This window comes from Polyangiaceae bacterium, from assembly GCA_015075635.1.
Taxonomy (GTDB): Bacteria; Myxococcota_A; Polyangia; order Polyangiales; family Polyangiaceae; genus JADJKB01.
In genome coordinates this window covers 1,757,495-1,769,688 of record JABTUA010000001.1, presented here as the reverse complement: position 1 = coordinate 1,769,688, position 12,194 = coordinate 1,757,495, and the positions used below count along the sequence as shown (strand labels likewise).

The window sequence follows — 12,194 nt, the reverse complement described above, 5'->3', positions numbered from 1 at the left end:
GCTGCGGCGCGCGTCGTAGCTCAGGTTGTCGTTCACGGCGCGACCGTACCACGAGTCCCCACGCCGCAAGGCGTCACGGCAGCGTCACTGACAGGGCGGGTCGGACAGGCTCGTGATCCAGTCGCCGATCAGCTTCACCGCCTGCTCGTCCACGAGCTGCGTCGCGACCGGCGGCATCTGGACCGGTTGCGTCCGCGACGCGATGCGGCACATCAAGATCGACTCGCCGGGCTTGCCCGGCACCACGTCGTGAGTGAGCCCGCAGGTGCCGCCGCCGGCGGAGGTCGGCGTCTTGCACACGCCGTAGGTCGCGGGCGAATTGCCCGGCCCGGTCTTGGCCCAGTCGAGCAGGAGCCCGCTCGACGCGGCGATGCGTCCTTCGGCGTGGCAGTGCGCGCAGTTGGCGTCGAAATAGGAGCGCGTGCGCTCGGTCACGCCGCCGCTGCCGGCTGGATCGGAGAGCGTCTCGCGCTCGGCCGGCGGCGCCTGGTCGAAGAAGCCCAAGCTCGCGAGGTGGTCGAGCTGATTCACCGCGCCCTTGCCGTAGTCGTGGCTTCGATTGAGCTGCCGCGTGCGGCCGCCCAGCGTGTCGAGCTGGGAGCCCAAGCCGTGGCACTCCTGGCACAGGTTCGTGTTCGGTACTGCGTAGTCGAGCGAATGGCTCTTGCCCGCCGCGTCGACGAAGCTCACCGGGATGTCCGCGCCGGCCAGCGTGCGCACCGCCTCGGTGCCCGCGTCGTCGTACACGTAGGTGTGCGCCGTCCAGCCCGCGCTCTCGCGCACGAGCAGCCGGGTCTCGAGCAGGCGCTCGCCGAGCCCCGGGTCCCGAGCGTCGTTCAGGTAACCGAAGGTCTTCACCAATACCGCGCCGACCGGGAACTTCCAGATGTCTTGGGGCTGATAGCCGATGACCTTGCCTTCCGGAACGTACAGGAAGCGGTGCTTCTCGGTGGCGTCCGACCAGAGCGGCGAGACCACCTCGTAGGGCACGACGCGCTCGGCCGGCTTCCCGGCGCCGTCGAACAGGTGCCACTCGGCCAGGCTCTGCCAGGGTGCCCCCTCCGGCGGCGGGGTCACCTGGAGCTGCTTCGACGAACCAGCATCGCCGTCGGAGCCGCAGCCCGAGAGCGAGACCAGGAGGGTGGAGAGCAGCAGCCTACGCACACCGGGAGTCTAGCCCGCACGCCGCGGCCCTGACTACTCTCGGCCATCTCCGCCTCACCCGCCCTCTCCGATCTGCTCGGCCGTCCGATGACCGGCGTCGCCCGCATCGGCCTCGAGCACTGGCGCTGTCAGCGCTTTCGCTGGCTCGCGATCCTGGAGTACTCGCTCGCGTTCCTGTGCCTCTTGTGCGCGCTGCCGCTGATCGTCCTGGCGATGGTGTTTTCGGAGAGCGACGTCGAGATCCCGAGCATTCGCACGCGCTTCTACCAGCGCTGGCACCAGCTCCGCGTGCTCCTGTACGACCCGCGCGGCCAGACGCTCGCGTACCTGGACTTCGTGCCCGGCGACGCGGAGACCGGCTACCGCACGGTGGCGTCCATCCTGCACGCCGCGATGCGCGAGCAGGTCGTGGTGATCGAGAGCATCGTGCAAGGCGGCGCGCGCGAAGTGGCAGAGATCTGGTACGGCGGGCGCCCGCTCCTGGCCCACCCGGAGGAGCTGAACGAGGAGCGGTCGGCGGCCGTGCTCCGGCAGCACGGGGTCGAGATCGTGAACGAGCCCGACGCCTTGGTGGTCGTCGAGGAGAGCTCGCCGGCGACGGGAGCGCAGCGCGTGCTCGGCACCATCCTGTTCGTGCTGTGCCTGCCGCTCTTGTTGGTGCTGGCCTTCTCGCCCGACGGGCGGCGCCGCTTGCGGCATGCCTGGGCCGACGTCCGCGGCAAGGGACCGCCGCCCCGCGCCGTGGTGGAGATCCGCGCCGAGAGCCTCCGCACTCATCACGCCCGGGGCGACGAACGCTGGGACGAGCAGATCGTGGACGGCGCGGATCTACTCGGCATCACCTTCTCGCCGAGCTTGGGCTACGACGAGAACGTCACCCGCCAGGCCGCGAGCCTGCGCCTGATCGGCCTCCAGCGTTCCTCGACGCTGCCGCTCAAACGCGCCAATCACGCCGAGCGCGCGCTGCGGGACCTGCTCCTGTCGGCCACGCTGCGCCTGCGCCGCGCGCGACCGGAGCTCGGCTTGGCCGCGCCGGGGCCGGCGCCCACGCGCTGCCCGTTCTGCGCGGCGCTGTACCTGATGGACCCCGGCACGCGCTGCCCGAGCTGCGGCGCGCACGCGGGGCAGACACCGTGAGGGCTCACGCGCATGTCAGGGTCAGCTCCGTGATCTCCGCCGGCGCGCCCAGGCGCATGGGCGGCCCCCAGTAACCGGTGCCGTTGCTGACGTAGACGAGCGCTCGCCCGAAGCGGTGCAGGCCGCTCACCACCGGCTGCTGGAGGCGCACGAAGAAGTTCCAGGGGAAGATCTGCCCGCCGTGAGTGTGGCCGGAGAGCTGCAAGCCCACGCCCAGCCGATCGGCCTCGAACACCTGCCGCGGCTGGTGCGCCAAGAGGACGAGCTCCCGTGACTCGTCGCGGCCCTCCAGCGCACGCGCCAGGTCGGCGCCGTGCCCGCGGCCGAAGCGGTGCGCCGAGTAGTCGTCCACCCCGGCCAAGTCGAAGCTGGCCTCGCCCTCACCGATGCGCACGTGCTCGTTGCGCAAGACCCGGATGCCGAGCCGGGTGAGCTCCGCGCACCAGGCCTCCGCGCCCGAGTAATACTCGTGGTTGCCCGTCACGAAATACACGCCGTGCTTGGCCCGGAGCTCGGCCAGCGGCGCGACGTGCTCGCGCAGCTGAGCCACCGAGCCGTCCACCAAATCGCCGGTGATGGCGATGACGTCGGGCTCGAGGGCGTTGGTCTCGCGCACCACGCGCTCGATGAAGCCGCGCTGGATGGTCGCGCCGACGTGAACGTCGGTGAGCTGCACGATCCGCGTGCCGCTGAGCTCGCTGGGCAAGCGGGGGAGCGGCACCGTCACGCGCTTCACGATCAGCTCGGTGAGGCCGGAGCGCGCCGCCACGGTACCGGCGCCCCCGGCGACCAACGCCACCCCGACGCCCAACATCCGCGCGACGGTGAGCCGGCGCTCCGGATCGTCCGGCGGACCTTCGCCGAACAAGCGGCTGACCACCCCGACGCCCAGACGGCTGACGTCCACGACCGCCAGCAGCATGACGACGATGAACAGGACGCCCATCCAGCCGAAGGTCCCGAGCAGCACCGGACGCATGCCCTCGAAGCGCTGGCCGCGCGCCAGCGTGAACGTGATCGGGATGCTCAGGAACAGCGCGATCAAGAGGCCGGTCAGCACGCGATGCCACATCACGGGCAGCGCGAGGTCCCGCACCAGCCGCGCCCAGATGTAGTAGTGCAGGCTCCCCGCCAGCGAGAGCGCGACCGTGAAGAACAGGACGAACGACAGCGTGCGCGGCACGAGAGCGCTTCATAAGCACGGGATCGGCCCGCGGCCAGCCCCCAGGCTGGGCAGGGCCGAGGCATTTCCGTAGAATCGTCGCAATGACCAAGCTCAACTCGGCGATCTCGATGGCCTTGCTCGGCTTCTCGCTTCTCGGCTGCGGGGACGACGAGGGCGCCGGTGGAAGCGGCGGCAGCGGCGGCAGCGGCGGCAGCGGCGGCAGCGGCGGCAGCGGCGGGCTCGCCTGTCCGGGCGGCGAGGACGTGACCGGCTGCAGCGCGGTGCTCTCTCCAGGCCCGGACGACACCAGCGCGCTCCAGACCGCGCTGATCGACGCCAAGAGCGGCGACACGGTGTGCCTGTGCAAGGGCACCTACAGCCTGAAGAAGGAGGTGTCGCTGACGGTCCCGAACGTCACCGTGCGCGGTCTGGGCGCCAACATCGACGACGCCGTGCTCGACTTCGCAGGTCAGACCCAGGGCGACGACGGCTTCACCGTCACCAGCGACGGCTTCACCATCGAGAACCTCGGGATCAAGAACTCTCCGGGCAACGGCATCGTGGTCACCGGCGCGGAGGACGTGACCTTCCGCAAGCTCAAGGTCTGGTGGGACGCCGGCTCGGTCACCTCGAACGGCGCCTACGCCGTCTACCCCGTGAAGAGCACTCGGGTCCTCATCGAGGACTCCGAGGTGATCGGCGCCGCAGACGCCGGCATCTACGTGGGCCAGTGCAACCAGGCCATCGTGCGCCGCAACAAGGTGCACGGGAACGTGGCCGGCATCGAGCTCGAGAACACCAGCGACGCCGAGGCCTACGAGAACGAGGCCTGGGACAACACGGCGGGCATCCTGGTCTTCACCCTGCCCAACTTGGAGAAGAAGGACGGGAAACGCGCCAAGGTCTACGACAACGACGTGCACGACAACAACCGCGCCAACTTCGCCGAGCAGGGAACGATCGTGGCCAGCGTGCCGGCGGGCACCGGTTTGCTGATCCTGGCATCCGACGACAACGAGATCGCGAACAACCAGATCACCGGCAACAAGAGCGCCGGAGTGCTCGTCGTCAGCCTCACCACGCTGAACATCGTGCTTCAGACCACGCCGGATCCAGCGACCGATCCCGACCCGGAGAAGACCTACATTCACGGCAACACGTTCACCAACAACGGCAGCGACCCGCAGGACATCCTCGGCGCGTTCAACGTGAAGCCGCTGGAGAACGTGGTCTGGGACGGCGTGGTCAAGGCCGGGGTCACCGAGCCGATGCTCTGCCTGGGCGATCCACCGCTGCCGAGCTTTCGCAACATCCACGCGCCCGGCGGGATCGTGGACAACACCGTCCACACGACCGACGCCGCGCCCCATCAGTGCAAGCTGCCCGAGCTGCCCGCCCTCTCGTGGTGAGCATGCGGGTCGTCGCATTGGGACTCGCGGCCCTGAGCTGTAGCGGCGCGCCGGAGGAGCGCGAGCCGGAGTACGACGGGCCGCCCATCCCCTGGGCCTACGCGCCGTTCCCAGCGGTGAGGGCGCCGAAGGACAACCCCACCACGCCGGAGAAAGCCGAGCTCGGGCGCCTGCTTTTCTACGATCCCGTCCTGTCGAGCGATCGGCAGGTGGCCTGTGCGACCTGTCACAGCGAGATCTGGGGCCTCTCCGACGGTCTCGCCCGCTCGGTGGGCATCGGCGGCAAGGGGCCGACCGGCCCGGGCCGCACCGGGCCGAACGTCACGCGCCGAAACGCGCCGACTTTGTGGAACGTCGCCCACGAGAAACAGCTGTTCTGGGACGGGCGCTCGCCGTCGCTCGAGGCGCAAGCGCTCGAGCCGCTCCTCGACCCCAAGGAGCTCGGTCGCGCGCCGGACGAGGCCGCCTCTGAGCTCGCGACCATCCCGGAGTACGCGGCGCGCTTCGCCGCGGCGTTCCCAGCCGACGCCGAGCCGGTCAGCGCGAAGAACCTGGCGCGGGCCATCGCCGCCTTCGAACGCGGCTTCGCGACGCGACGCGCGACCTACGACCGCTACGTGGACGGCGACGCAGGTGCCCTCGACGCCGAGACGATCCGCGGCATGCAGCTCTTCGCCGAGGCCAGGTGCGCGAACTGCCACGCGCCGCCGCTGTTCGACAGCCCGCGCTTCGCGAATCGCGGCGCCGGGGACGCGACGGATCTCGGCCGCTGGGAGATCACCGGCCAGGCGGGCGACGAACGCGCATTCGCCGTCCCCACCCTGCGCAACGTCCGGGACTCGGAGCCCTACTTCCACGACGGCTCCGTGCAGAAGCTCAGGGACGCGGTGGCTCAGGAGGTCGCCCGCTCCGTGGCGGAGGGCGACTCGCGCGCGCTCGCCGCCGACGAGATCGACGCCATCACGCGTTTCCTGGACAAGGCGCTGACCGACGTGAGCGAGGAGCCGGACCGGCCGGAGTCCTTGCCGAGCGGGCTGCCGGTGCCGAAGGACGGCTTCCGGATCCCGCGCTGAACGCTCACTTCCCCATCGAGTCCCGCTCGAGGGCGAAGCGCTCCTCGATCACGCCTTTCAGGTTCTCCACCAGGTCACGCTTCGACTCGTCCGACCACTCCTTCTCGGGCTTGCCCTCGAACCACTTGAGCTCGTCGGAGTTGGTGGTGCGGAAGCGATAGCGCGCCTTGATCTCCCCCGCCGGCATGGCAAAGAGCAAGAGGTCGCCCTGGACCTCGCCGGGCTCGAAGGTCTTCGACGCCATCATGACCTTCGGCATCGTGATCTTCTTCGGCCGCACCACGGCGATGTACTCCCAGGCCAGGCAATCCTCCAGGTAGCCGACGTCGCTCTTGATGTCGCTGTCACTCTTGCCCTTGAGGTTCTTCTCCACCGCGTAGGCGCACAGCGAGAGCTTGGTGTCGTCGAGGTCGATCTCACCGTCCGTCGGATCGCGGTGGACGTCGAGGAGCCACTTGTCGCCTATGGTGATGAACTTCGTCTTCTCGAGCTTGACCGTGAGCGGCTTCTCGCTCTTCACCGCCGGCTCGCTCTTGGCCTTCTGGCTCATCTCCGGCAGCTTGTCCAAGAGCGCCTTGACCTTCGGCGCGAGCTCCTTGAAACGCTTGACGTGCTCCGGCTCGGTGTAGACCGTCGGCGCTGGATCGGGCTCGCTCTTCTTCTTGCAGGCGAGGAGCGCGCCCAAGAGGACTCCAAGCCACAGCATCGAGTGCAATCGGGGCTTCATCGGCGCGGAGCGTATCGCGACGACTCAGGCGAGCACCAGCGCTCCGATGCGCAGCCCGTCCACCGCTGCGCTGACGATGCCGCCGGCGTAGCCCGCGCCTTCGCCCGCCGGGTAGAGCCCGGCGAGGTCCAAGGCCTCCAGCGTCTCCGGATCCCGGGGCACCCGCACCGGGCAGCTGGTGCGCGACTCGACGCCGATGAGCACGGCCTCCTCGCTCAGATAGCCGCGCATCTGCCGTTCGAACTGCCGGAGCGCGCGCCGCAGGCGCTCGGACAGGGCGAGCCCGCCCGCGTCGAGCACGTCCGCGACGTTGCCGGCGGCGAGCCCTGGGACGTAGCTCGACTCGGGTACGCGGGTCGAACCCCGCCCCGCCGCGAAGTCGGTCGCGCGCGTAGCCGGAGCCCGGAGCGCCCCGCCGCCGGCCTCGAGCGCGGCGCGCTCGATGCGGCGTTGCAGCTCCACGCCGGCGAGCGGACCGCGGAGCCCCGCGGCTTCGAGGTCCTCCAGCTCGACCGCGACCACCAGACCCGAGTTCGCGTAGGGCGAGTCGCGACGCGACAGGCTCATGCCGTTCACGACCAGGCCGTCGGGCTCCGTGCTCGCCGGCACCACCCAGCCGCCCGGGCACATGCAGAACGAGAACACGCCGCGCTGCTCGACCTCCGTGACCAGGCGGTAGGCCGCGGCGGGCAGCTTGGGGTGCCCCGCGGCCTGGCCGTATTGGATGCGATTGACCAGGCTCTGGGGGTGCTCGATGCGCACACCGAGCGCGAAGGGCTTGGGCTCGAGCCTCACGCCCGCGCGCTCCAGCAGCTCGAACACGTCCCGCGCCGAGTGACCGGTCGCGAGCACGACGGCCTCGGCGGCGAGCTCTGTGCCGTCGGACAGGCGCACTCCGGCCACCCGGCGCCGGCCCGTGGATCCCTCTACCAACAGGTCGCTGACCCGTGCGCCGAAGCGGAGCTCGACGCCCACGCCCTCGAGGCGCTCGCGGATCGCGCTCACCACCTGCGGCAGGCGGTTCGAGCCGATGTGCGGGCGAGCCTCGGTCAGGATCGAGCCCGGCGCCCCGTGGAGCGCCAGCACCTCGATCACGTCGCGCACGTTGCCGCGCTTGTGTGAGCGCGTGTAGAGCTTGCCGTCGCTGTAGGTGCCGGCGCCGCCCTCGCCGAAGCAGTAGTTGCTGTCCGGATCGACCACCCCCTTCTGGTTCAACAGCTTGAGATCGCGCCGTCGCGGCTGGACCTGCTTGCCGCGATCGACCACCACCGAGGCGATCCCGCGCCGTGCCAGCGCGTAGGCCGCGAACATCCCGGCGGGGCCGTCGCCCACGATCACGACCCGCGCGGGCGGCGTGACCTCCCGCGGCGGGGGCTCGCCGAGCGCGAGCGACGCGGGGGCACCGATCCCTATCAGCACGTGGAACCGAATGCGTCCCCGGCGCGCGTCGAGCGAGCGTTTCCTCACCTCGAGCTCGGGCAGCGACTCGGCGCCGACGCCGAGCTCCCGGGCCACCCGCGCGCGCAGGGCCGACGGGTCATCGGCGTCGTCGAGACCGAGCTCGATGCTGACTTCTTCGGGGAGCTTCTCGCGGGACACGGTGAGCGGTGTCGCAGCATAGCGAGAAATGAGCTAGCCTCGAGGGATGCGCGGCGCGGTCTGGCTGCTCCTCGGGAGCGTCGCTCTCGGGTGCAGCTCCGAAGAGAGCACCCCCTCCGACGTCGGGCGCCGGAGCGCCCCGGTGGTCCTGCTCCCGGAGAGCGACAATCACGTCTCCGGCGTGCTCGGGCGCCCCGCCGAGCTCGGCGCGGGCCGCCGGGTCGAGGCGCGCACCGGCGACGAGCCCGGCGAGAGCGATCTCTGGCTGGTGGAGGCGGACGGCTCCGCAGCGCCGCTCTGCCCCGCGCTCGGCCCCGATGAGCTGCCCCTGGCGATGCCCGACGGGCGGGTCGTGTTCATGTCCGGCCGCACCACGGTGACATCGCTCTGGATCGCCGATCCGAAGACCGGCACCGCGACGCAGCTCACCAACCACGGGCTCGTCGCCGGCAAGCCCTGGAAGAACTTCGTGCCGCCGCCCTCCGGCGACGGCGCGCGGGTCGAGGACGGCGCCATCGTCTACGACGACGGCAGCGGCCGCGTCTGGCGCGTCGAGCTCGCGACGGGCAGAGCGAAGGTCGAGGCCACGCCGTGAAGCGCGTGGCCTTCGCCGTGGCGGTCCTCGCCTGCGCCGGCTCGGCGTCGGCGCAGAACTACCGCTTCCCGATCGAGCTGCCCAGCTCGGGCACGCAGCCCTACGTCACCGCCTACCGAGATCAGGACACCGGCACCGGGCTGAAGGACTGGAACTGCGGCACCACCACCTACAACGGCCACAAAGGCAGCGACTTCGGCATCGGCAGCTGGCCGGTCATGGACGCCGGTAGCCGCTGGATCGTGGCCGCGGCCGACGGCAAGGTCATCTTCGTCAACGACGGCTGCGACGACCACTGCTCCACCGGCGCCTGCGGCTGCGGCAGCGGCTTCGGCAACTACGTCCGCCTCCAGCACGCCGACGGCAAGACCACGACCTACGGCCACATGATGAAGGGCTCGATCGCCGTCTCGCTGAACGCCGACGTGAAGTGTGGCCAGCACCTGGGCAAGGTCGGCTCCAGCGGCAACTCGACCGGGCCGCACCTGCACTTCGAGCCGCGCAACTCCAGCGCCACCTCGCTCGAACCCTTCGCGGGCTCCTGCGGCGCCTCGTCGAGCCTGTGGCTGAGCCAGGGCAGCTACAAAGGGCTGCCCGGCGATCAATGCGAGAACCCGACGCCGCCGGAGGTGGACGACTCGTCGCTCGCGAGCGAGTCGCCGGCCGGCACCATCAACGTCGCGCCCGGCGCGAGCTTCCAGAAGAGCTGGGTGCTCCAGAACACCGGCAACACGACCTGGAGCGCGTCCGGCGGCTACACGCTCGCGCACACCGGTGGCGACGCCCTCGGCGGCAGCTTCCCGGCGGCGCTCGGCGGCGGCGAGAACATCGCGCCGAACGCGCAGAAGACCTGGGCCGTGGCGTTCGTGGCGCCGACCTCGCCGGGCAGCTACAGCGGGGACTTCCGCATGGACCGCGCCGGCAAGGGCGCGTTCGGCGCGACGCTGCACCTCGACGTCGTGGTGACGGACTCGGGCGGCGGCGGCGGCGCGAGCGGGGGCGGCGGCGCGAGCGGCGCGGCCGGCAGTCCGCCGAGCGGCGGCGCGGGCCCGAGCGGCGGCGGCGGTTCGATGAGCGCCGGCGGCAAGGGCGGCACCCCCGCGGTGGGCGGCGCCGGCGCGAACGCTGCAACGGCGAGCGGCACGGACGTCCAGGGTGGCTGCGCGTGCCGCGCTGCGCCGGTCTCCGAGAGCCGGCTCGAGTGGCTCGCGCTCGCGGCGCTCGCGCTGCTCCGCAGACGCCGATGACGCGCCGGCTCGAGTTCCTCTACGACTTCTCCTGCCCGTTCGCCTACCTCGCGTCCACGCAGGTGCGCGCGCTCGCGGAGCGAACGCGGGCCGAGCTGGTCTACCAGCCGTTCCTGCTCGGCGGCGTGTTCAAGGCGCTGGGCGGCGAGCCGATGGCGAGCATGGCCCCGGCCCGCGCGCGCATGAACGGCCTCGACATGTACCGCTGGGCGGAGCACTGGCGCGTGCCGCTGGTGATGCCGCCGGGCCATCCGAACCGGACGGTGCTCGCGCTGCGCGCCACCCTCGCCTCGGACGACGTGCCCCGGGCGAGCCACGCGCTGTTCGAGGCGTACTGGGCCGAGGGACAGGATCTGTCGCGCCCCGAGGTCGTCGAGCGCGCCCTCACCGGGGTCGGCTTCGACGGCGCGGCGCTCGTGGCCCGCGCCGACGACGAGCGCGCGGAGCTCTTCGCGCGCACCGAGCGCGCCGTCGAGCTCGGCGTGTTCGGCGCGCCGGCGTTCGTCGTAGAGGGTGAGCTCTACTGGGGACAGGATCGCTTGGACCAGGTCGAGCGCGCGCTCGGCGGCACGCCCCCGGCGCCCGCGCCTCGAGCCCGGCGCGCGGGCGCGCGGGTGGACTTCTGGTACGACTTCTCGAGCCCCTTCGCCTACCTCGCCTCGACCGCCATCGAGGGCGTGTGCGCGCGAACCGGGGCCGAGCTCCGCTTTCGGCCGTTCTTGCTCGGCGGCTTGTTCAAGGCCATCGGCACGCCGGACGTTCCTTTGTTCAGCTTCCCCGAGGCGAAGCGGCGGTACTTCGAGCGCGATCTCCAGCGAGCGGCGGCCGAGCGCGGCGTGACGCTGCGCTTCCCGTCGGGCTTTCCGATGCGAACCGTGCTGCCGCTCCGCTTGGTGCTCGTCGCTGGTCACGACGCCGGTCGCCTGACCCACGCCCTCTACCGCGCGGCTTGGTGCGACGACCGGGACATCGCGGATCCAGAGGTGCTCGCCGCGATCTGCGCGGAGCTCGACCTCGATCCCGCGCTGGTCGAGCGCGCCGGCTCCGAAGCCGCAAAGCGAGCGCTCCGGGAGAGCACCGACCAAGCCGTTTCCCTGGGCCTGTGCGGCGCGCCGTCCTTCGTGGTCGACGGCCAGGTCTACTGGGGCCAGGACCGCCTGGCGTTCGTCGAGCGGGCGCTGGGCACGCTTTGATCGATGGACGCCCGCCCGAGCCTCGTGGAAGGCTCCGGACGGATCCGCATGGCCAAGTCCACCATCCCTCCCGACGCCGCGCCGCGCTTCGACGGCGCCGATCTCACCGGCGCTCGCTTCGAGGGCGCAAACCTCGAGCAGGCGCGCTTCAAGTCCAGCAAGCTCGACGGCGCTCGCTTCGAGGGCGGCTCGCTCTCGCGGGTGCGCGTCAAGAACACCACGCTGATCGGCCTCGACGTCGACGACATCGACGCCAAGGCGAGCCGCATCGCGAACGCCGATTTGACCTCGCTCAGCCTCACCGACGCCAACCTGTCCCACGCGGAGCTCCGGGACATCGACGGCACGAAGCTCCGCCTGACCGACGCCAAGCTCGGCGAGGCGCGGCTCGAAAACGTGGAAGGACGGCGGCTCGAGCTCTCGGACGCGAACCTCGCCGGCGCGCACCTCACGAACGTGGACCTCTCCAGCGCCGTGCTCGACGACGCGAAGCTCGCCGGCGCCAGCCTGAAGAACTGCGACCTCGGCGGGGTCACCATCACGGACGCTTCGTTCGCACGGGCCATCCTCGAAGACGTGGACGCCGCCGGCTGCACGCTGACCGACGCCAAGCTCGCCGGCGCCCGCTTCATCGACGTCGATCTCGAGGGCGTGACCCTCGAGAACGCCAAGCTGACGGGCGCGCGCCTGCACAACGTCGATCTGTCGAACGCCAAGATCGATGGGGCCACCCTGGCTGGCCTGACCATCAACGGCTTCAAGATCGACGAGCTGATCGCCGCGGCCCGCGCGGCCCAAGGGACGGGCACGCAGCGGATGCCGTAGCCCCTACTTGGGCGATCTTGCCACCATCAGATCGCGATCGGCAGGAGTGGCGAAGACCCC

General features: G+C 71.0%; 11 protein-coding genes. 7 read left to right on the top strand and 4 right to left on the bottom strand.

What is annotated here, in order from left to right:
* Positions 1 to 84: 84 nt before the first annotated feature.
* On the bottom strand, positions 85 to 1,164 hold the full coding sequence (locus tag HS104_07885; protein ID MBE7479889.1) for a hypothetical protein: 1,080 nt from the start codon (positions 1,162 to 1,164) through the stop codon (positions 85 to 87).
* Positions 1,165 to 1,251: 87 nt separating this feature from the next.
* On the opposite strand from HS104_07885, the gene HS104_07880 reads away from it, so the two are divergent.
* Positions 1,252 to 2,301: a hypothetical protein gene (locus HS104_07880; protein ID MBE7479888.1), complete on the top strand. Its 1,050-nt coding sequence runs from the start codon at positions 1,252 to 1,254 to the stop codon at positions 2,299 to 2,301.
* Positions 2,302 to 2,305: 4 nt separating this feature from the next.
* Here HS104_07880 and HS104_07875 read toward each other — a convergent pair whose 3' ends face one another.
* The gene (locus HS104_07875; protein ID MBE7479887.1) at positions 2,306 to 3,484 is read right to left on the bottom strand and encodes a metallophosphoesterase; all 1,179 of its coding nucleotides are present in this window, start codon (positions 3,482 to 3,484) and stop codon (positions 2,306 to 2,308) included.
* A gap of 83 nt (positions 3,485 to 3,567) precedes the next feature.
* On the opposite strand from HS104_07875, the gene HS104_07870 reads away from it, so the two are divergent.
* Together HS104_07870 and HS104_07865 are read left to right on the top strand one after the other, a co-directional pair.
* The gene (locus HS104_07870; GenBank protein MBE7479886.1) at positions 3,568 to 4,875 is read left to right on the top strand and encodes a right-handed parallel beta-helix repeat-containing protein; all 1,308 of its coding nucleotides are present in this window, start codon (positions 3,568 to 3,570) and stop codon (positions 4,873 to 4,875) included.
* Between the two features lie 2 nt (positions 4,876 to 4,877).
* Positions 4,878 to 5,948: a c-type cytochrome gene (locus HS104_07865; protein MBE7479885.1), complete on the top strand. Its 1,071-nt coding sequence runs from the start codon at positions 4,878 to 4,880 to the stop codon at positions 5,946 to 5,948.
* Positions 5,949 to 5,952: 4 nt separating this feature from the next.
* Here the strand turns inward: HS104_07865 and HS104_07860 are convergent, their stop codons facing one another.
* Both HS104_07860 and HS104_07855 read right to left on the bottom strand, forming a co-directional pair.
* Positions 5,953 to 6,675 (bottom strand): hypothetical protein, encoded by a 723-nt coding sequence (locus HS104_07860; protein ID MBE7479884.1) that lies wholly within the window; start codon positions 6,673 to 6,675, stop codon positions 5,953 to 5,955.
* A 24-nt stretch (positions 6,676 to 6,699) separates the two neighbouring features.
* Positions 6,700 to 8,274, bottom strand: a complete 1,575-nt coding sequence (locus HS104_07855) for an FAD-dependent monooxygenase (protein ID MBE7479883.1) — start codon at positions 8,272 to 8,274, stop codon at positions 6,700 to 6,702.
* A 46-nt stretch (positions 8,275 to 8,320) separates the two neighbouring features.
* On the opposite strand from HS104_07855, the gene HS104_07850 reads away from it, so the two are divergent.
* From HS104_07850 to HS104_07835, 4 genes are read left to right on the top strand one after another with little or no spacing between them, the layout of a single operon-like run.
* The gene (locus HS104_07850) at positions 8,321 to 8,869 is read left to right on the top strand and encodes a hypothetical protein (GenBank protein ID MBE7479882.1); all 549 of its coding nucleotides are present in this window, start codon (positions 8,321 to 8,323) and stop codon (positions 8,867 to 8,869) included.
* On the top strand, positions 8,866 to 10,116 hold the full coding sequence (locus HS104_07845; protein ID MBE7479881.1) for a peptidoglycan DD-metalloendopeptidase family protein: 1,251 nt from the start codon (positions 8,866 to 8,868) through the stop codon (positions 10,114 to 10,116). Before HS104_07850 ends, HS104_07845 begins: the two co-directional genes overlap by 4 nt.
* Entirely contained in the window at positions 10,113 to 11,309 is a 1,197-nt protein-coding gene (locus tag HS104_07840; protein MBE7479880.1) for a 2-hydroxychromene-2-carboxylate isomerase, read from the top strand. Before HS104_07845 ends, HS104_07840 begins: the two co-directional genes overlap by 4 nt.
* Positions 11,310 to 11,312: 3 nt before the next feature.
* Entirely contained in the window at positions 11,313 to 12,134 is an 822-nt protein-coding gene (locus HS104_07835; protein ID MBE7479879.1) for a pentapeptide repeat-containing protein, read from the top strand.
* Positions 12,135 to 12,194: the final 60 nt, after the last annotated feature.

Coding starts and splice junctions, on each gene's coding strand:
- HS104_07880 (MBE7479888.1), top strand. CDS start 1,252: ATGACCGGCGTCGCCCGCATCGGCCTCGAGCACTGGCGCTGTCAGCGC.
- HS104_07870 (MBE7479886.1), top strand. CDS start 3,568: ATGACCAAGCTCAACTCGGCGATCTCGATGGCCTTGCTCGGCTTCTCG.
- HS104_07865 (MBE7479885.1), top strand. CDS start 4,878: ATGCGGGTCGTCGCATTGGGACTCGCGGCCCTGAGCTGTAGCGGCGCG.
- HS104_07860 (MBE7479884.1), bottom strand. CDS start 6,675: ATGAAGCCCCGATTGCACTCGATGCTGTGGCTTGGAGTCCTCTTGGGC.
- HS104_07850 (MBE7479882.1), top strand. CDS start 8,321: ATGCGCGGCGCGGTCTGGCTGCTCCTCGGGAGCGTCGCTCTCGGGTGC.
- HS104_07840 (MBE7479880.1), top strand. CDS start 10,113: ATGACGCGCCGGCTCGAGTTCCTCTACGACTTCTCCTGCCCGTTCGCC.
- HS104_07835 (MBE7479879.1), top strand. CDS start 11,313: ATGGACGCCCGCCCGAGCCTCGTGGAAGGCTCCGGACGGATCCGCATG.